Below are 18,723 nucleotides of genomic sequence, written 5' to 3' on the forward strand. Positions count from 1 at the left end.
CTGCCACTGGACCACTGCGACGGGAGGACTGCCCAACACACGTTTGACAGTGGCCGGCGCCGCCCGCCACACTCACTCCCCAAGAGCTCTTGGAGGGTGATGATGGACCAGACCGACCCGGCGGCCGTCGCCCGGCTGCGTGCCACCGCGCACCCGGTGCGGCTGCGCATCCTGTCGCTGCTGACGGCCGAGGCCATGAGCGCCGCCGAGGTGGCGCGCGCCCTCGACCTCACCCACGCGAACGCCTCCTACCACCTGCGGCAGCTCCACGACGTCGGCGAGCTGGTGATCGAGAGCGAGGAGAAGGTGCGCGGCGGCGTCGCCAAGCGCTACCGGTACGACGCCACGCGGGAGGTCCCCGACCGGTCGAGCGGGATCGACGACCGGATCTCCTACGCCCGGGCGACCGCGGTCGAGGTGGAGCGGCGCCTGCACGACGCAGCGCGCGGGGCGGCCTCCTCCAGCGACCTCGAGGCCTGGGTGCCGGTCGAGACGTGGCACCGCGCGCTCGACCTCCTGCACCAGGCCTCCCACCTGCTGCACGCCGCGGCACGTCCGGCGGGCACACCCGGCACCGTGCACGTCTCGGCCACCACCACCGCCTTCACGATGACCGGCGGCCTCGACGGTGAGGACGTGCGGTGGACCCCCACCGAGGAGGCCCCCCGATGAGCGGCCGTGGCTCGCTCGCGCCGCTGGCCGAGCGCAACTTCGCCTGGTACTTCTCCTCGCGCCTGGTCAACACGCTCGGCGCGATGATGGCCAACATCGCGCTCACGTTCGCGGTGCTCGACATCGACGGACGCGCCTCGGCGATCGGGCAGGTGCTGGCCGCGCACACGATCCCGATGATCCTCCTCCTTCTCTGGGGCGGGGTGATCTCCGACCGCTTCCCGCGGGCCGTGGTGCTGCAGGTCTCCAACGTCGCCTCGGCGCTCTCGCAGGGCACGATCGCGTGGCTGGTGCTTAGCGGCCGCGCGGAGCTCTGGATGATCGTCGTGCTCAGCGCGGTGCACGGTGCGGTGTCGGCCGTCTCGATGCCGGCCATGGCCGGCCTGGTCCCCCAGCTGGTGCAGCGGGAGTCGCTCCAGCAGGCCAACGCGCTGCTCTCGCTTACCCGCAACGGCCTCACCGTGCTGGGACCGTCGCTCGGCGCGTTCATCGTCGTCACCGCCGGCCCGGGCTGGGCCCTGGCGGTCGACGCGCTCACCTGGGTGGTCGCGGCGGTGCTGCTGACGCCCGTGAGGATCCCCCCGCGCCCGCCGCGCGAGGAGCAGACCTCCACGTGGGACGACCTCCGCGAGGGCTGGACGTTCTTCCGCAGCGTCACCTGGCTGTGGGTCGTGGTCCTCGGCTTCGGCGGCCTCAACATGATCCACAACGGCGCGCTGTTCACCCTCGGCCCGGTGGTCGCCGAGGACACCATCGGCCGGCAGGCGTGGGGCTTCGTGCTCTCCGCGGAGGCCGCCGGGCTGCTGGTGATGGCGCTGGTGCTGCTGCGCTTCCGCCTCGAGCGGCCGCTGCTGTGGGGCATGGCCGCGATCGTCCTCAACGCCGCTCCCATGGTGATGCTGGGCGTCGACCCGGTCGTGGTCGCGCTGGTGGTCGCCGCGTTCGTCGGCGGCATGGGCATCGAGGTCTTCTCGATGGGCTGGTCGCTGGCGATGCAGGAGAACATCGACGACGACATGCTTGCGCGCGCCTACTCCTACGACATGCTCGGCTCGTTCATCGCGATGCCGATCGGCCAGCTCGCCTGGGGCCCGCTCGGCGACGTCTTCGGCGACGAGCGCGTGCTGGTCGCCTCCGGGGTGGCGTACGCCGTCATCTGCGGGCTCGTGCTCTGCTCGCGCTCGGTGCGCGACCTGCCCCGGCGGCCCGCCACCCCGGCTCCGGCGGTGACGACCACCACGCCGTAGGGTCCCGGCATGGGAGTCATGGACCTGTTCCGCCTCGACGACAAGGTCGTCATCGTCACCGGCGCCTCCAGCGGGCTGGGCGTCGCCTTCGCCCACGGCTTCGCCGGGGCCGGCGCCGACGTGGTGCTCGGCGCCCGCCGGGTCGAGAAGCTCGACCGGGTCGCCGACTCGGTCCGCTCGACGGGCCGACGCGTGCACACCGTCGCCACCGACGTGGCCGACCCCGCGCAGTGCCAGCGGCTCGTCGACGAGGCGATGGCGACCTTCGGCCGGGTCGACGTGCTGGTCAACAACGCCGGCATCGGCACGGCGGTGCCTGCCACCCGCGAGACGCCCGAGCAGTTCCGCTCGGTGATCGACGTGAACCTCAACGGCTGCTACTGGATGGCGCAGGCCTGCGGCCGGGTGATGCAGCCGGGCTCGAGCATCATCAACATCTCCTCGATCCTCGGCCTCACCACCGGTGGCCTCCCCCAGGCGGCGTACTCCGCCTCCAAGGCCGGGCTCGGCGGCCTGACCCGCGACCTGGCCCAGCAGTGGACCGGCCGCAAGGGCATCCGCGTCAACGCCCTGGCCCCCGGCTTCTTCGCCTCCGAGATGACCGAGACCTACCCCGAGGGCTACCTCGACCTCGCCCTGCAGCGTGTCCCCGCCGGCCGCAAGGGCGACCCGCGCGAGCTCGCCGCGACCGCGGTGTGGCTGGCCTCCGACGCCGCCGGCTACGTCACCGGCCAGATGATCCCGGTCGACGGCGGGCTCACGATCGCCTGAGGTCCCCGCGGACTCAGGTCCAGTAGAGGACCCGGCACGACGGCAGGCGCTCGCCGATCCGGGTCTCGAACCAGGTGCGCAGCTCGGCCATGACCTCCTGGGGGTAGACGTGCTTGACGTTGCCGAACTTGCCGCGCTTCGCGGCACGACGCGCCTCGTCCATCTCCAGGGTGGTGCGCGGGTACCACCCCAGGAGCACCTCCCTGCTGCTCGCGGTGAAGCGGTGGGTGATCAGCTCGGCGGTGAGGTCGAGGTCCGGCACGTGACGCACCGCCTCCTCCACGAGGTCGAGCAGGTGGCCGTAGTGCTCGGTCCAGCCGTCCAGCGGCATGATGGGTGCGATGGTCAGGCCCACGGGGTAGCCCGCCAGTGCGAGCCGCCGCAGGGCGGCGAGCCGCGCCTCGAGCGGACTGGTGCCCCCCTCCCACCGACGGGTGACCGGCAGGCAGTTCACGCTCAGGCGCACGCGCGTGCGGCCCGCGTGGTCGAGGCCCAGGAACGGCGCGACGTCGTCGAACTTGGTCGTCCACCGCAGCTGCACGGGAGCGTCCCAGGCGCCGAAGTGCTCCACGGCCCGCTGCCAGCTGCCCGTCAGGTGGTCCAGCGCGAGGGGGTCGGTGTAGCAGGACGCCTCGAAGGTCGTCCCCTCGTGGGCCCGGGCACCCGACCGGCTGGTGACGGCTCCGGTGCCCAGGTAGTCGGCGAGCCCGTCGAGGATGGCGTCGAGGTCGGCGTACACACGGGTGACCGGCGGGCCGGACAGGGACCCGGCCAGGTAGCAGTACTGGCAGTGCGCGGGGCAGCCCTCCGCCAGGTCGACGCGCCAGTCGGCGCTCGGCGCGATCGGCTGCAGCCGGCGCCGGCTGGGTGGGCTGACGACGATCGCCATCGTGGACTTGGCGCGCGCGTAGGTCTCGCGGTCGGTCTCGCCACGCACCCCGGTCAGGCGGTTGCTCCGCAGGCGCTCGACCTCGATGCCGAGGGACTCCACACGCTCGACCACCCCGGCGCCGTGCGGCTCCTCGAGCGCGGCCGGCGTGACCACCACACGTCGCGGGAGCCAGCGGCGGGCGGGCCGACGGGGCGCGAGGTCGGACAGGTCCCTCTCGAGGCTCACCTCCCCGCTGGCGCTGTGCGGGAGAGGCTGGTCGCGGGCCAGCGGCTCGCCGAGATCGAGGGCGGGCTCGTGGTCCATGGCGTTCGTTACCCGGTGGCCCGCCCGGCATGCCCTCAGTCGAGCCAGGGCTCCCCCGCCACCACGCCGTCCGTACGCCGCCCGGCGGCCGCGTCGTCGAGCCAGCGCTGCGCCTCGCCGGTGTCGGCGAGGCCGCTGCCGCTCCAGCCGTCGAGCGAGCGGCGCACCACCCGGTCGCCGTCGCGCACCACGTGGACCCCGCCGGAGAGGGCCAGCACGAACGCGGAGTCGACCGTGTCGATCAGGTCGGCCGAGCCGGTGTCGCAGGCGTCGCAGCCGCAGTCGGGCTGGAGCTCGAGCGCCTCGACCGGCTCGCCGACCCCGATCCTGACGAACGTCTCGTCGTCGAGCAGCGCGACCGCCAGCGGCAGCGTGCCCGGCCGCCCGCGCAGGACCGTCGCACGGCTCGGGCGCAGCGGCGACGGCTCCACCCACGCCACGGACCCGGGGTCGACCTCCTCGGCCGCCCCGAGCCCGGCGTCCGCGACCGCCCCGACCCATGCGTCGGCACGGGCCGCTAAGAGCCGGTAGCGCTCGGGGTGGTCGCGGCGGGAGTACTCCTCGGCCGGCATCTCGCCGGGACGGCGCGGGCTCGGCCAGTCGGGCAGGTCCCTGCGCAGCCGGGCGAACGCCGCGTCGACCGCCGGCAGCAGCGATGCCGCGGCGAAGCGGCGGCGGTCGGGACGGGTCGAGACCGCCACGCCGTCGAGGACGGCGCTCGCCGCCTCCCCCGTCGGGACCCCGAAGGAGAGCGAGGCGAGCGGCTCGTCGGCCGGTCCCTCCGCATCGGCCCAGCCCATGTACCAGGACGCTCCGTCGAGACCGACCGGCTCATCGACGGGCCAGAGCGTCACCTGCAGGCCGGCGCCGTCGTGGAAGACCCGGCGCGGCCAGTGGGGGCTGGGCGCGAAGCCGAGGGCGAGCAGCAGGTCGGCGACCCGCTCCGGGTCGGGCGGCGTCAGCCCCAGCCACTCCACGACGGGTCCGTCGGCGGGACCGGGAGGCATCGGCGTCGTCCACTGGATCAGGAAGGGCAGCACCCCGTCGTAGGGGCCGTCACCGACGTCGCAGACCACCCACTCCACGACGGCGCCCGCGGGCGTACGACGTGAGCCCGGCACCGCCGGGCCGGGGTCGAGCCCCGCCGCGACCAGCGCGGCGCGCGCCGCCTCGACGTCGTCGACCGCGACCGCCCACGAGATCGGCCCGCGGGCGTCGCGGACGCGGTCGAGCCCCGGGTCGTCGTCGTCACGACCGGCCGCGATCAGCTCGACGTAGGCCGGCCCCGGTCCGCGCACGAGCGCGTTCTCGGTGCCGACGGGGTGTGTCCCCCCGCGCGCGGCGGGCAGCCCGGCCGCGGACCACCGGGCCGCCGCGGCGTCGAGGTCCTCGACGGCGACGACCAGGTGGTCGAAGCGGGCTGCCACGACCGGTCCCGCGTCAGGCGCGGGCGTCGCCCAGGATGTCGGTCACGGCCGCGACGAGCCCGGCGACGTCCTCGTCGCTGGCGACCAGCGGCGGGGCGAAGCGGACGGTCGAGCCGTGGGTGTCCTTGGCGAGGATGCCGCGGGCCATCAGCGCCTCCGACATCGCACGGCCGGTCATCAGGCTCGGGTCGATGTCGATGCCGGCCCATGCGCCGCGCACCCGGACGTCGGAGAGGCCCTGGCCCACCAGGGGGCCGAAGCCGGCCTGCAGCTGCTCGCCGATCTCGGCCGAGCGGGCCTGGAAGGTGCCCTCCTCGAGCATCGCGACGACCTCGGTGCCGATCGCGGCCGCGAGCGGGTTGCCACCGAAGGTCGAGCCGTGCGAGCCGGGCGTGATGACGTCCATGACCTCGCGGTCGGCCGCGATCGCGGAGACGGGGTAGATGCCGCCGCCGAGCGCCTTGCCCATGATGTAGATGTCGGGGACGACGCCCTCGTGGTCGCAGGCGAAGGTCTTGCCCGAGCGGGCCAGGCCCGACTGGATCTCGTCGGCGATCATCAGCACGTTGCGCTCGGTGCAGAGCGCGCGCAGCTCGGTCAGGAAGCCCTCGGGCGGCATGACCACGCCGCCCTCGCCCTGGATCGGCTCGAAGAGCACACCGACGGTGGTCTCGTCGATCGCGGCGGCGATGGCCTCGATGTCGCCGTACTTCGCGCTGCGGAAGCCGGTGGTGAACGGCGCGTAGCCCGAGGTCGCGACGTCGTCGTCGGAGAAGCTGACGATCGTGGTGGTACGGCCGTGGAAGTTGCCCTCCATCGTGATGATCGTGGCCTGGCCGGCGGGCACGCCCTTGACCTCGTAGCCCCACTTGCGGCTGACCTTGATCGCCGTCTCGACGGCCTCGGCGCCAGAGTTCATCGGCAGGATCATGTCCTTGCCGGTCAGGCGGGTCAGCGCCTCGGCGAAGTCGCCGAGCTTGTCGTTGAAGAAGGCGCGGCTGGTGAGCGTGAGCGTGCCGAGCTGCTCGCGAGCCACGGCGACCAGGCGCTCGTTGGAGTGGCCGAAGTTGAGCGCGGAGTAGCCGGCGAGGCAGTCGAGGTAGCGCTTGCCGTCGACGTCGACGACCCACGCGCCCTCGCCGCGCGCCAGCACCACCGGGAGGGGGTGGTAGTTGTGCGCGGCGTACTTCTCCGTGGTCTCGATGTGCGAGGCCGTGAGCTCGGAGACGGTGCTGGTGAGGGCGTCGGTCGCGGTCATGGGTTCATGGTGCCACCGGACGTCGGGGAACGCCGATTTGCCTGCCACGGGTGCTCTGGACCGGCAGATCTGCGGGGCACCCGGCCACGGGGCAGGACGCTCCCTCGTCCCACGCGCGGGCGGCGCGTCCCCCGGACGAGGCCACCGATCGCGAGGTGGCCCGGGACAGCCCGTCGCCCGGGTGGTCTCATCGGGGGGACACCTGCGAGGGAGGCATGCGATGGACGACACGGGACCCGTCGGCTTCGTCGGGCTGGGGCACATGGGCGAGCCGATCGCGCTCAACCTGGTGCGGGCGGGGGTGCGGCTGGTGGTGTGGACCCGCCGGGCGGAGCGGGTCCGGGAGCTGGCGGCCGCCGGTGCGACCGGGGCCGCCGACGTCCGCGAGGTGCTCGAGCGCTGCGAGGTCGTGTTCTTCATGCTGTCCGACGCGGACGCGCTGGAGGACGTGCTGGGGTGGGACGGCACCGGCTTCGGCACACGTCTCGGGGGACGCACCCTGGTCAACCTCGGGACGGTGTCGGCGACGGCGGCGTCGGCGTTCGACGAGCGGGTGCGGGCGGCGGGCGGACGCTACGTCGAGGCCCCGGTCTCCGGCTCGCGGGTGCCGGCGCAGCGCGGCGAGCTGGTCGTGATGCTCGCCGGCGAGGGCGACCTCGACCCCGTCGAGCGGCTGCTCGCCGCGACCAGCCGCACGGTCGTCCGATGCGGCCCCGTGCCGACGGCGACGGCCACCAAGCTCTCGGTCAACGCCTTCCTCGTCAGTCTCGTCACGGCCCTCGCGGAGTCGGTGCACCTGGCCGAGCGCAGCGGGGTGGACCCCGCCGTGCTCCGCGACGTGCTCGACGCCGGCCCGATGGCGAGCGCCGTGTCCCGGATGCGCCTCGCCGCGATGCTCGAGCACGACTACACGCCGCAGACCGCGATCGACGACGTGGCGCGCAACTGCGCCCTCGTCCTGCAGCTGGCCGAGGCGTCCGGGACCACCGCACCGATGGCCCGGCAGAGCCACGAGCTCTACCGCCGCTCCTCCGACCTCGGGTTCGGCGCCGACGACATGGCGGCCGTCGTGGAGGCGCTGCGCGACCCGACCCGGACGTGACAGGAGGCCGGACCCTGACGGATCCGGCCTCCGGTGATGGTGGAGCTGAGGGGACTCGAACCCCTGACCCTCTGCATGCCATGCAGATGCGCTACCAGCTGCGCCACAGCCCCATCTTCTGCGCCGCCCGCGAGGGGCAACGCGGAGAACATTAGCCGACACCGTCGAGGAGGTGAAATCCGGGGGTGCCCGGCGGGTCGGGGTCAGGTCAGCAGGCGCCAGAGCAGCCAGGTGCCGAGCACGGTCGCCGCCACTCCGGCGACCACGGGGACGAGCATCAGCGCGACCGCCCCGGCGACGTAGGCCACGCTCGGCGGCTCGCGCAGCGGCTGCCGCTCGACCTCGCGCAGGAGCAGGCGGAGGTTCTTGCGGTTGGCGCGGTGGGCGACGTCGAGCAGGTCGCCCACCCCCGGCACCAGGCCGAGCACCGCGTCGAGGAGCAGGTTGAGGCCCATCCGCGCCAGCACGACCATCGGGACCCTTGCCCGGATCGCGTCGCGCACGACCACGCCGGACAGCGCGCTGCCGAGGGCGTCGCCGATGCCGGGCACCAGCCCGACCAGGGCGTCGAGGCCCACGCCCACCCGGGTGCCGGGCACCACGAACGCGTCGTCCATCACCTTCGCCACGCGCCGGCTGGCCGTCACGTCGACCTCGCGCGCGCGGTCGGTCACGGCGCGACCCGGTTCCAGGCGTCCATCCGCCAGCGGGCCTCGCCACCGGTCCACACCGACGCGGAGTGGACGAGCTCGACCCACCCGCAGTTGGCCAGCACCGCCAGTCCCTCCCCCGGGGCGTCACCCCAGCCGAGGAACGCCGGCACGGCCACGCGCAGGGCAGCGCCGTGGGAGACGAGCACGCCCGTCTGGCCGTCGCCGACCCCGTCGGCGTACGACGTCAACGCCGGGAGGAAGCGCTCGAGCAGGTCGTCGGTGGTCTCGCGGCCCGGGATGGCGGCAATGTCGCCGGCGAGCAGGGCGGCGTGCTCGCGCGGGTGCGCGGCGGCGTACTCGTCGGTGGTGAGGCCGGTGCGGTGCGGGCCGACGTCGAACTCGCGCAGGCGCGGGTCGAGCACCGGCTCGAGGTCGCACTCGGCGCCGACGGCGCGGGCGGTGGCCGCGGCGCGGGCGAGGTCGGAGGACCAGAGGGCGACGGGCTCCAGCGCGGCGATGACGGGGGCGACGGCCTTGGCCTGCGCCTCCCCCACGTCGTCGAGCGGCACGTCGGCGTGCCCCTGCGCACGCCCGGTGTCGTTCCAGGCGGTGCGGCCGTGGCGCAGGAGGACCAGGCGCCTCACGTCAGGGTCAGCGGGATGAGCGGGCAGTCGCTCCACAGGCGCTCGAGGGCGTAGAAGGACCGCTCCTCCTCGTGCTGGACGTGCACCACGATCTCGCCGTAGTCGAGCAGCACCCAGCGCCCCTCCTTGTGGCCCTCGCGACGGATCGGCTTGGCGCCGGCCTCGCGGAGCTTGTCCTCGACCTCGTCGACGATGGCGCCCACGGCGCGCTCGTTGGTGGCGCTGGCGAGCAGGAAGGCGTCGGTGATGGCGAGCTGGTCGCTGACGTCGAACGCCAGGACCTGGTCGGCCTTCTTGTCGTGCGCGGCCTGGGCGGCGACGGCGACGAGCTCGAGCGCGTGGTCGGTGGCAGTCATGCGGTGTCCTTGCGGGTGGTGGTGCCGGTCGTGCCGGCCGAGGTACTGGCTGAGGTGTAGAGGTCGTGCTTGGCGATGTACTGGACGACGCCGTCGGGCACGAGGTACCAGACCGGCTCGCCGCGCCGCTTGCGCTCGCGGCAGTCGGTCGAGGAGATCGCCAGGGCGGGGATCTCGATCATGGTCACCCGGTCGGCCGGGATCTTCGCCAGCGTCGCGGGGTCCATGGCGTAGCCGGGACGCGTGCAGCCGACGAAGTTGGCGAGCTCGAAGAGCTCGTCGGCGTCACGCCAGGTGAAGATGTCGGCGAGGGCGTCGGCGCCGGTGATGAAGAACAGCTCCGCGTCGGGCATCTGCTCGCGCAGGTCGCGCAGCGTGTCGATCGTGTACGTCCGGCCCGACCGGTCGATGTCGACGCGGGAGACCCAGAAGCGGGGGTTGGCCGCCGTGGCGACGACGGTCATGAGGTAGCGGTGCTCGGCCTCGGTGACGGTGTGCTCGCTCTTCTGCCACGGGTCGCCGGTGGGCACGAAGACGACCTCGTCGAGGTCGAACCACGCCTGGACCTCCGAGGCGGCCACGAGGTGGCCGTGGTGGATGGGGTCGAAGGTGCCGCCCATCACCCCGACGCGACGCGGCGCCTTCTGCTCCGGCACGTCGATCAGCTGTGCTCGCGCCCGCCGCCGAAGGAGACCACGGCCAGCAGCAGGAGGAGGAGCAGCGCCAGCGCGATGCCACCGATGGCGAACGGGGGGACCGCGGGCTCGCCGTGCTCGGCGGTCTCGGCGGCAAGCGTGATCACGGTGCTCAGCATGGAGCGATCCTATCGCCTGGGCCGGCGGGTCAGCGCACGTGGCCGTCACCGACCACGACGTACTTGGTGGAGGTCATCTCCGGCAGCCCCATCGGGCCGCGCGCGTGGAGCTTCTGCGTGGAGATCCCGATCTCGGCGCCGAAGCCGAACTCCCCTCCGTCGGTGAACCGCGTGGAGGCGTTGACGACCACCGCCGCCGCGTCGACCGCCGCCACGAAACGTCGGATCGTGGCCTGGTCGCGCGCCACGATCGCCTCGGTGTGGCCCGAGGAGAACCGGCGCACGTGGGCGATCGCGGCCTCCACGTCGTCGACCACGGCGGCCGAGATCTCCAGGGCCAGGAACTCCGCGGCGTGGTCCTCGTCGGTGGCCGGCACGACGCCGTCCCGCGACGCGAACTCCTCGTCGCCGTGCACCAGCACCCCGGCGTCCTGCAGCGCGGTCACCACCCGGGGGACGAACTCCCGGGCGACGTCGCGGTGCACGAGCAGCGACTCGGCGGCGTTGCACACGCTGGTGCGCTGGGTCTTGGCGTTGAGCACGATGGCCAACGCCTGGTCGAGGTCGGCGGAGGCGTCGACGTAGACGTGGCAGTTCCCCACGCCGGTCTCGATCACCGGCACGGTCGACCCCTCGACGACGCTGGCGATCAGGCCCGCCCCGCCGCGCGGGATCAGCACGTCGACCAGGCCCCGGGCACGCATCAGGGCCGTCACGCTCTCGCGGGTCTCCCCCGGCACGAGCTGCACGACGTCCTCGGGCAGGCCCGTGGCAGCCAGCGCCCCGCGCATCGCCGCCACCAGCGCCGCGTTGCTCGAGCGCGCGCTCGACGAGCCGCGCAGCAGGACCGCGTTGCCGGCCTTGAGGCAGATGCCGGCCGCGTCGGCCGTCACGTTGGGCCGGGCCTCGTAGATCATCGCGACGACGCCGAACGGCACCCGCACCTGGCGCAGCTCGAGGCCCTTGGCGAGCGTGCTGCCCCGCACCACCTCGCCGACCGGGTCGGGCAGGCCGGCGACGTCGCGCAGTCCCTGCGCCATCGCCGCCAGGCGCGCGTCGTCGAGGCGGAGCCGGTCGACGATGTTGGCGGGCGTGCCGTCGGCCTCCGCACGGGCGACGTCCTCGGCGTTGGCGGCCAGCACGTCGGGGCCGGCCGCGAGGAGCGCGTCGGCCATCGCGTGCAGCGCGGCGTCCTTGGTGGCCCGGGTGGCGGTGGCGAGCTCGTGGCTCGCCTCCCGGGCACGGGCGGCAACGGCGCGTACGGCGTCCTCGGGGCTCACCCGGCCCAGCGTAGGGCGCGGGCGAGGACCGGGAGCAACCATCTCGGCCCCTCGCGCGTCTGTAGAGACATGTCACCTCGCACCCTGCTCCCGACGCTGGCCGCCCTCGGGCTCGCGGCCACCGGGCTCGCCACGGTCACCACCCTGCCCGCCGCCACTGCCGAGACCGGCACGTCCTCCGCACGTGCGGGCGCGGGGGCGGTCCTGCGCCTCTACGCCCCCGACCACCTCGAGGCGTTCAGCGAGGGCGGACGGGTCTTCGCCAACCTCGGGATCCGCGTCGTCGCCCCGGAGTCCGACGTCGAGGTCTGGTCGCACCGCACGTCCTACGACCAGCCGATCGTCTCCGAGGTGCGCACACCGGCGGGCACGACCGCGCTGCCGGCGGGAGCGATGAAGGACTTCCAGGGCCTCGACAACTTCATCGTCATGGACGTGCGCCGGGCCGGCAGCGGGAAGAAGGTCGTGCACCGCAACCTCGACGCGTGCCTGTCCAGCACCGGCGAGCGCATCGACCCGGCGGCCGCGCCGACGTCGCCCTACCCGCGCTACTGCCCCTACAACCCCTACACCGTCGGCTCGGTGATGGGCGTGCAGAAGGGCTGGGCCTCCAACATCTTCGAGTCGACCGGGGTGCGGCCGTTCTCGCTGCCGCTCGGGAAGTACGTCGTGGAGAGCCGGGTCGCGAAGCGGTTCTGGCCCGCCTTCGGGCTGACCGCCGACACCGCGAGCGTCACCACGCGGATGACGGTGACCGACGAGTGCCACGAGTGCCGCGGGCGCGGCAACGGCTCGTCCGGCTCGGCCGGCCCCTCGGCCGCCCCCGCGCCGCGCCCGACCGCGGCGCGCGAGGGTCGCGCGACCGGCCCCGTGCCCGACCTCCGCTCGCTGCCGGCCTTCGGCATCGCGCTCAACCCGAAGGGCACCACGCTCCGCTTCGCCGCGACCGTGTGGAACGCCGGTGACAGCCCGCTGGTCATCGACGGGTTCCGCCGCAGCGGCGGCGAGGTGATGGACGCCTACCAGTACTTCTTCGACGCCGACGGCAACCAGACCGGCTACCAGCAGGTCGGGACGATGGAGTTCCACCACGCGAACCACAACCACTGGCACTTCGAGGACTTCGCCCGCTACGACCTCCTCGACGCCCACAAGCAGTACGTGAAGAAGTCGCGCAAGCAGTCGTTCTGCCTGGCCAACACCGACGCCGTCGACTACACCGTCCCGGGCGCGGACTGGCAGCCCGAGAACACCGACCTCGCCACCGCCTGCGGCGACGAGGGCGCCCTGTCCATCCGCGAGGTGCTGGCCGCCGGCTCCGGTGACACCTACGCCCAGTACCGCGCGGGCCAGGCGTTCAAGATCGGCACGCTGCCCAACGGCGTCTACTACATCCGCGTCGAGGGCAACCCCGAGCGCAACCTCACCGAGTCCGACACGACCAACAACGTCGCCGACCGGAGGATCCGCATCGGCGGCTCCGGCGCCGATCGCTGGGTCAAGGTGGCACCCATCGGCGACATCGTCGAGCCGCCGTACTTCTGAGGACCAGAGCGCGACGGCGCCTCGCGCGACGACGCCCCGCCTCCCTCACGGGTGGCGGGGCGTCGTGACGTGCGGGGCTCAGCCCTTGCGCTCCTGGACCTTCTCGGTCGCGGCGGGCAGCACGGAGTGCAGGTCGCCGACGACGCCGAAGTCGACCAGCTCGAAGATCGGGGCCTCGGGGTCCTTGTTGACCGCGACGATCGTCTTGGAGGTCTGCATGCCGGCGCGGTGCTGGATCGCACCCGAGATGCCGTTGGCGACGTAGAGCTGCGGGGAGACCGTCTTGCCGGTCTGGCCGACCTGGAAGGCGTGCGGCATCCAGCCCGAGTCGACCGCGGCGCGCGAGGCGCCCACGGCGGCACCGAGGCTGTCGGCGAAGCCCTCGACCGGCTCGAAGTTGCCGCCGGTGCCTCGACCACCGGAGACCACGATGGCGGCCTCGGTGAGCTCGGGACGGCCGGTGGACTGGCGCGGCTGGGTGGCCACGACCTGGGCGCCGCGGGCGGCGTCGGAGATCGTCGCGGTGAACGCCTCGACGGTGCCGGCGCCGTCGGCCGCCTCGGGGGCGGCAGAGTTGGGCTTGACCGTGATGATCGGCGTGCCGGTGGTGACCTTGGCCTGCACGGTGTAGTTGCCGGCGAAGACCGACTGCGTGGTCACGCCGCCTTCCTGCACGTCGACGGCGTCGGTGATCAGGCCCGAGCCCAGCTTGATCGCCAGGCGACCGGCGACCTCCTTGTTCTCGAAGCTCGAGGGCAGCAGGATCGCGGCGGGACCGGTCTTCTCGGCCAGCTGCTGCAGGGCCTCGGCCTTCGGCGCGACGAGGTAGCCCTTGATCTGCGCGTCGTCGACGACGTAGACCTTGGCAGCCCCGTAGGCCTTGACCTTCTCGGCCACGGCGTCGCCCTTGTCGGGCGAGCCGAAGAACACGGCCGACGGCTCGCCGAGACGGCGCGCGATGGTCAGCAGCTCGTAGGTCGGCTTCTTGACCTCGCCGTCGGCGTGGTCGATGACGACAAGAACCTCAGACATGCGGTGCTCTCCAGTCCCTGCTCAGATGAACTTCTTGGACGCGAGGAAGTCGACCAGCGCGGTGGCGCCCGAGCCGTCCTCGTCGGTGACGATCTCGCCGGCGGTGCGCGGCGGGCGGGCGGTGGTGTCCTCCACCTGGGTGTAGGCCACGGACAGGCCCACCTGGTCGGCCGCGAGGCCGAGGTCGGAGAGCGAGTAGGTCTCCAGCGGCTTCTTCTTGGCCGCCATGATGCCCTTGAACGACGGGTAGCGGGCCTCGCCCGACTGGTCGGTCACCGACAGCACGATCGGCAGGGTCGCCCCGATGACCTCGGTCGAGCCCTCGTTGTCGCGCTTGATCCGCACCTGGTCGCCCTGGGACTCCACGACCGAGGCCAGCGTGACCTGCGGGAGGCCGAGGCGCTCGGCGAGCATCGCCGGCACGACGGAGCCCGACGCGTCGGTCGAGGCCATGCCGCACACGACCAGGTCGACCGACCCGGCGGTCTCGCGGATCTTCTCGACGGCCTTGGCCAGCACCAGCGAGGTGCCGAGGTAGTCCGAGCCGGCGATGGCCTCGTCGACGACGTGGACGGCCTGGTCGGCGCCCATCTGCAGCGCCTTGCGCGCGGCGTCGACGGCCTTCTCCGGTCCGACCGTGAGCGCGGTGACGGTGATGTCCTCACCCTCGCGCTTCTCGCGGAACTGCAGGGCCTGCTCGACGGCGTACTCGTCGAGCTCGGACAGCAGGCCGTCGACACCGACGCGGTCGACGGTGAAGTCGTCCTCGAACTTGCGGTCGGCCGTGGCGTCCGGCACGTACTTCACACAGACAACAATGTTCATGGTGGTGTGGCCTCGCGGCCCCTCCTGTGCACTCGGATGTGCTTGGAGGCTACAAGTCGCCGCCCCCGGACCGGAATGGTCCGGGGCGTGGGGATGCTCACAGTGGCACTGTCACGGTCGTGCGGGAGGGCGTACGACGCTCAGCGCTGGCGCACGCGGAACCGCACGACCCGCTTCTCCGGCAGGTGGGAGGCATCGCCCGCGTAGCGCACGACGACGCGGTAGGCGCCGCGCGGCAGCCGGCCGAAGCCGACCCGCACCGGCGCCCCGGTGAGACCCACCCGCTCGGTGGCCCGGAGCCGGCCGTGGCGCTGCAGCCGCACCCGCACCTCGCCGCCGGGCACGCTGCCGTACTCCCCCGACGCGGTGAGCACCAGCGAGGTCGGGGTCCGCAGGCCCTTGCCGACCACCCGCGGCTGCAGGCGGGTCCGGACCCGCCCGACCGTCCACGGCTGCGCCGGGGAGGTGCTGCCCTGCTGGAGCACGGCGTCCTGGGGGACGAAGGTGGCGGTGACCGCGTGCGTGCCGACGGCCGCGTCCGGGAGCACGAGCGTGGCGGTGCCGGCGGCACCGAGGTTGGCCTTGTACGCGAGGCCGTCGACGGCGAAGACGACGTCGCCCGACGCGGGCCCGGGCGAGACGACGACGGACGCGCTCGCCGTGACCGTCTGGCCGTAGGCCGACGAGGTCGCGCTGAGGGTCAGCGTGGTGCTCGACGGCGCGGCTGCGGCCGCCTGCGCGGGTGTCGCCGGGGTCGCCGACAGCGCCCCCAGCCCGAGCAGCAGCGCTGCTCCTGCAGTCGTCGTGGCCACGTGCCTCACCCCCGCGACGATCGTAGGTCGGTCCTCACGGCTTGACGATGCGGTCGAGGACCCGGCCCACGACCAGCCACGCGATCGCGCCCAGGCCCCAGTTGAACAGGGCGTTCTTCACGTCGGCGCCGTCACCGCGGAACTGCTTGACCCCGTCGGAGCGGGAGAAGACGCCGAGGTCGACGTAGTCGGCAGCGCGCAGGATCGCGTGCACCAGGTCGTTGGACCGGTTGGCGTCCAGCGCGATCAGCAGGGCGCCGATCGCCAGGACCAGGGCGCAGAGCGCGGCGATGAGCCAGATGAGCTGGGCCAGGGCCGAGCGGAGCTTCGTCACGGCGGGGTTCTCCTTGATGTCGTGGGTCGCGGGGAGCCGGGACCTCAGCGCCCGACGAAGGTGGCCTTGCCGGGTCCGTCCTCAACGAACGAGGTGATGCCTCGGGTACGGTCCTCGGTCGCGAAGACCCCGGCGAACTGCTGCCGCTCGATCTCCAGCCCCGTGTCGAGGTCGACCTCGCTGCCCCGGTCGATGCACTCCTTGGCGGCCCGGACCGCGAGCGCTGCCGCACCGCGGAACTGCGCGGCCCAGGCGACCGACTCCTCGAGCACCTTCCCGGCCGGGACCACGCGGTCGACCATCCCGATGCGCAGCGCCTCGTCGGCCTTGACGAATCGTCCGGTGAAGATGATGTCCTTCGCCCGCGAGGTGCCGACCAGGCGGCTCAGCCGCTGGGTGCCACCGGCGCCGGGGATGATGCCGAGCAGCACCTCGGGCTGGCCGAAGACGGCGTCCTCGGCGGCGAAGCGCAGGTCGGCGGCCAGGGCCAGCTCGCAGCCACCGCCCAGGGCGTACCCGTTCACCGCGGCCACGACCGGCTTCGGGATCCGGGCGATCGCGGTGGTGGCCGAGCTGACCGAGGCGGAGACCTTGACCATGTCGGAGTAGGTCATGTCGGCCATCTCCTTGACGTCGTTGCCGGCGGCGAAGACGCGCTCGCCGCCCCAGACGACGACCGCGCGCACGTCGTCGCGCTCGGTGAGCTCGGCGGCCGCCTCGCGCAGGTCGGACTGGACCTGGACGCTGATCGCGTTCATCTTCGGGCGGTCCAGCCGCAGCACGGCGACGCCGTCGGTCACGTCGATCGAGACGAACTCCATGGTTGCTCCCCTTCATCGGTGCAGGTCGGTGCAGGTCGGTCCGGGTCCTCGTGGCGGGACCGGATCGTGGTTCGGCATTGTGCCGTGCGCGGGCGGCTCCACCACAATGACCCGCGTGACCCCGCTCCCGGAGACGAGCACCGTCTGGAACCACGACGGCGAGACCATGTCGGTCTGGCCGGGTCGGTGGTACCCCCTCGGCGCGACGTGGTCCTCGGAGGCGACCAACTTCGCCGTCTACGCCCCCGCCGCGACCCACCTGTGGGTCTGCGTCTTCGACGACGACGGCACCGAGGTGCGCCACCGGCTGACCGAGCACTCGCTGGGGGTGTGGCACGGCGCCATCCCCGGCATCACGCCCGGCACGCGCTACGGCTACCGCGCCGACGGACCCTGGGACCCCGACGCCGGGCTCCGGTTCAACCCGGCCAAGCTGCTGCTCGACCCCTACGGCAAGGCGGTCGAGGGCGACCTGACGGTCCACGACGCGATCTTCGGCTACGTCGTGGGCGACCCGGCCACGAGGAGCGACCTCGACTCCGCGCCGTTCGTGCCGCGCAGCGTCGTGGTCTACGACGAGTTCCAGTGGGGCGGCGACACCCCGCCGCGGCGCCGGTGGCGCGACACCGTCATCTACGAGGCGCACGTCAAGGGCATGACCGCGCTGCACGACCGGGTCCCCGAGCACCTGCGCGGGACCTACGCCGGCCTCGCGGCGCCCGCGGTCACCGACTACCTCCGCGACCTCGGCGTGACGGCGATCGAGCTGCTGCCCGTGCACCAGTTCTTCTCCGAGCCGGCGCTCGCCGAGCGGGGGCTGGTGAACTACTGGGGCTACAACTCGCTGTGCTTCTTCGCCCCGCACAACGCCTACTCCTCCTCCGGCGACCGCGGCCAGCAGGTCTCGGAGTTCAAGCAGATGGTCAAGGACTTCCACGCCGCGGGCCTGGAGGTGATCCTCGACGTGGTCTACAACCACACCGCCGAGGCCGGGCCGCTCGGGCCCACGCTGAGCTTTCGCGGCCTCGACGACCTGGGCTACTACCAGCGCGTGGTGCAGCCCACCGACCCCGACCCCGACGCCCCCGCCCCGGTCGACACGTACTGGGACGTCACCGGGTGCGGCAACACGGTCGACGCCACCCACACGCAGAGCCTGCGGATGATCCTCGACTCGCTGCGCTACTGGGTCACCGAGATGCACGTCGACGGCTTCCGCTTCGACCTGATGAGCGCGCTCACCCGCACCGACCAGGTCGTCGACATGGGCAGCCACCTCATCACCGCCATCGGCCAGGACCCGGTCCTGCGCCACGTGAAGCTCGTCGCCGAGCCCTGGGACGCCTCCATGGACGGCTACCGCGTCGGCCAGTTCCCGCCGCCGTGGATCGAGTGGAACGACCAGTTCCGCGACACGGTGCGCGACTTCTGGCGCGGCCACTCCGCGGGCGTGCGCACCGTCGCGACCCGGCTGGCCGGCTCGAGCGACCTCTACGCCGACGACGGGCGCTCGCCCTACGCCTCGGTCAACTTCGTCACCGCCCACGACGGGTTCACCGTGCGCGACCTGGTCTCCTACGACCACAAGCACAACGAGGCCAACGGCGAGGACAACCGCGACGGCACCGACAACAACCGGTCCTGGAACTGCGGCGTCGAGGGCGAGACCGACGACCCCGAGGTGCTCGCGCTGCGCCGGAGGCAGGCGGCCAACCTGATGGCCACGCTCTGCTTCTCCAGCGGCGTGCCGATGCTGACCGCCGGCGACGAGCGCGGGCGCACCCAGGGCGGCAACAACAACGCGTACGGCCAGGACAACGAGGTGTCCTGGATCGACTGGCGTCCCGACGACGCCTGGCTCGACGTCTACGAGATCACCAAGGCGGCCCTGCGCCTGCGCCGCGAGCACCCAGTGCTGCGGCAGCGGCACTGGTT

Annotated in this window: 20 protein-coding genes and 1 tRNA gene; 6 read left to right on the forward strand and 15 right to left on the reverse strand. The window is 73.0% G+C overall.

The window, feature by feature from the left end; translation table 11 throughout:
• Window positions 1–102 precede the first annotated feature (102 nt).
• The 3 genes from ACFFJG_RS16205 to ACFFJG_RS16215 are packed head-to-tail and all read left to right on the forward strand — an operon-like array spanning window position 103 to window position 2,690.
• Window positions 103–672, forward strand: a complete 570-nt coding sequence (locus ACFFJG_RS16205; protein WP_378519823.1) for an ArsR/SmtB family transcription factor — start codon at window positions 103–105, stop codon at window positions 670–672.
• Complete coding sequence (locus tag ACFFJG_RS16210; RefSeq protein WP_378519824.1) at window positions 669–1,919, forward strand: MFS transporter; 1,251 nt, start codon at window positions 669–671, stop codon at window positions 1,917–1,919. The genes ACFFJG_RS16205 and ACFFJG_RS16210 overlap by 4 nt, the downstream gene beginning before the upstream one ends.
• A gap of 9 nt (window positions 1,920–1,928) precedes the next feature.
• Window positions 1,929–2,690 (forward strand): SDR family NAD(P)-dependent oxidoreductase, encoded by a 762-nt coding sequence (locus ACFFJG_RS16215; RefSeq protein ID WP_378519825.1) that lies wholly within the window; start codon window positions 1,929–1,931, stop codon window positions 2,688–2,690.
• Window positions 2,691–2,703: 13 nt separating this feature from the next.
• Here ACFFJG_RS16215 and ACFFJG_RS16220 read toward each other — a convergent pair whose 3' ends face one another.
• From ACFFJG_RS16220 to rocD, 3 genes are read right to left on the reverse strand one after another with little or no spacing between them, the layout of a single operon-like run.
• Window positions 2,704–3,885 (reverse strand): SPL family radical SAM protein, encoded by a 1,182-nt coding sequence (locus ACFFJG_RS16220; protein ID WP_378519826.1) that lies wholly within the window; start codon window positions 3,883–3,885, stop codon window positions 2,704–2,706.
• A gap of 35 nt (window positions 3,886–3,920) precedes the next feature.
• Window positions 3,921–5,312 carry a DUF6226 family protein gene (locus ACFFJG_RS16225; RefSeq protein WP_378519827.1) on the reverse strand — a complete coding sequence of 464 codons (1,392 nt, stop codon included), beginning with the start codon at window positions 5,310–5,312 and terminating at the stop codon, window positions 3,921–3,923.
• Window positions 5,313–5,325: 13 nt separating this feature from the next.
• Window positions 5,326–6,570 carry an ornithine--oxo-acid transaminase gene (gene rocD / locus ACFFJG_RS16230; protein WP_378519828.1) on the reverse strand — a complete coding sequence of 415 codons (1,245 nt, stop codon included), beginning with the start codon at window positions 6,568–6,570 and terminating at the stop codon, window positions 5,326–5,328.
• A gap of 220 nt (window positions 6,571–6,790) precedes the next feature.
• Here rocD and ACFFJG_RS16235 point away from each other — a divergent pair, with 220 nt between their 5' ends.
• On the forward strand, window positions 6,791–7,672 hold the full coding sequence (locus tag ACFFJG_RS16235) for an NAD(P)-dependent oxidoreductase (protein WP_378519829.1): 882 nt from the start codon (window positions 6,791–6,793) through the stop codon (window positions 7,670–7,672).
• Between the two features lie 37 nt (window positions 7,673–7,709).
• Here ACFFJG_RS16235 and ACFFJG_RS16240 read toward each other — a convergent pair.
• From ACFFJG_RS16240 to ACFFJG_RS16270, 7 genes are all read right to left on the reverse strand, one after another.
• Window positions 7,710–7,785 (reverse strand) — tRNA-Ala (locus tag ACFFJG_RS16240).
• 90 nt (window positions 7,786–7,875) lie between these two features.
• Complete coding sequence (locus ACFFJG_RS16245) at window positions 7,876–8,346, reverse strand: DUF4112 domain-containing protein (protein ID WP_378519830.1); 471 nt, start codon at window positions 8,344–8,346, stop codon at window positions 7,876–7,878.
• Complete coding sequence (locus ACFFJG_RS16250; RefSeq protein WP_378519831.1) at window positions 8,343–8,969, reverse strand: histidine phosphatase family protein; 627 nt, start codon at window positions 8,967–8,969, stop codon at window positions 8,343–8,345. Before ACFFJG_RS16250 ends, ACFFJG_RS16245 begins: the two co-directional genes overlap by 4 nt.
• Window positions 8,966–9,325: a ribosome silencing factor gene (gene rsfS / locus ACFFJG_RS16255; protein ID WP_378519832.1), complete on the reverse strand. Its 360-nt coding sequence runs from the start codon at window positions 9,323–9,325 to the stop codon at window positions 8,966–8,968. Before rsfS ends, ACFFJG_RS16250 begins: the two co-directional genes overlap by 4 nt.
• Window positions 9,322–9,987, reverse strand: coding sequence for a nicotinate-nucleotide adenylyltransferase (nadD, locus tag ACFFJG_RS16260; protein WP_378520347.1), 666 nt, complete (start codon window positions 9,985–9,987; stop codon window positions 9,322–9,324). The genes rsfS and nadD overlap by 4 nt, the downstream gene beginning before the upstream one ends.
• Window positions 9,987–10,139 carry a hypothetical protein gene (locus tag ACFFJG_RS16265; RefSeq protein WP_378520360.1) on the reverse strand — a complete coding sequence of 51 codons (153 nt, stop codon included), beginning with the start codon at window positions 10,137–10,139 and terminating at the stop codon, window positions 9,987–9,989. The genes nadD and ACFFJG_RS16265 overlap by 1 nt, the downstream gene beginning before the upstream one ends.
• Before the next feature lie 29 nt (window positions 10,140–10,168).
• On the reverse strand, window positions 10,169–11,419 hold the full coding sequence (locus ACFFJG_RS16270; RefSeq protein ID WP_378519833.1) for a glutamate-5-semialdehyde dehydrogenase: 1,251 nt from the start codon (window positions 11,417–11,419) through the stop codon (window positions 10,169–10,171).
• Between the two features lie 69 nt (window positions 11,420–11,488).
• Between ACFFJG_RS16270 and ACFFJG_RS16275 the strand changes: the two genes are divergently transcribed.
• On the forward strand, window positions 11,489–12,964 hold the full coding sequence (locus ACFFJG_RS16275) for a lysyl oxidase family protein (protein ID WP_378519834.1): 1,476 nt from the start codon (window positions 11,489–11,491) through the stop codon (window positions 12,962–12,964).
• A 78-nt stretch (window positions 12,965–13,042) separates the two neighbouring features.
• Here the strand turns inward: ACFFJG_RS16275 and ACFFJG_RS16280 are convergent, their stop codons facing one another.
• From ACFFJG_RS16280 to ACFFJG_RS16300, 5 genes are all read right to left on the reverse strand, one after another.
• A complete protein-coding gene (locus ACFFJG_RS16280) occupies window positions 13,043–13,996 on the reverse strand; it encodes an electron transfer flavoprotein subunit alpha/FixB family protein (RefSeq protein WP_378519835.1) in 954 nt (317 codons plus the stop codon).
• 21 nt (window positions 13,997–14,017) lie between these two features.
• On the reverse strand, window positions 14,018–14,803 hold the full coding sequence (locus tag ACFFJG_RS16285) for an electron transfer flavoprotein subunit beta/FixA family protein (protein ID WP_378519836.1): 786 nt from the start codon (window positions 14,801–14,803) through the stop codon (window positions 14,018–14,020).
• Window positions 14,804–14,961: 158 nt separating this feature from the next.
• Window positions 14,962–15,633 carry an Ig-like domain-containing protein gene (locus ACFFJG_RS16290; RefSeq protein ID WP_378519837.1) on the reverse strand — a complete coding sequence of 224 codons (672 nt, stop codon included), beginning with the start codon at window positions 15,631–15,633 and terminating at the stop codon, window positions 14,962–14,964.
• Window positions 15,634–15,667: 34 nt separating this feature from the next.
• Window positions 15,668–15,967: a hypothetical protein gene (locus tag ACFFJG_RS16295; RefSeq protein WP_378519838.1), complete on the reverse strand. Its 300-nt coding sequence runs from the start codon at window positions 15,965–15,967 to the stop codon at window positions 15,668–15,670.
• Between the two features lie 44 nt (window positions 15,968–16,011).
• The gene (locus ACFFJG_RS16300; RefSeq protein WP_378519839.1) at window positions 16,012–16,788 is read right to left on the reverse strand and encodes an enoyl-CoA hydratase/isomerase family protein; all 777 of its coding nucleotides are present in this window, start codon (window positions 16,786–16,788) and stop codon (window positions 16,012–16,014) included.
• A gap of 115 nt (window positions 16,789–16,903) precedes the next feature.
• Here ACFFJG_RS16300 and glgX point away from each other — a divergent pair.
• A partial coding sequence (gene glgX, locus ACFFJG_RS16305; RefSeq protein ID WP_378520348.1) for a glycogen debranching protein GlgX occupies window positions 16,904–18,723 on the forward strand: 1,820 nt, incomplete at its 3' end.

The organism is Nocardioides zeicaulis (assembly GCF_042432345.1).
In the GTDB taxonomy this organism is placed as follows: Bacteria; Actinomycetota; Actinomycetes; order Propionibacteriales; family Nocardioidaceae; genus Nocardioides; species Nocardioides zeicaulis.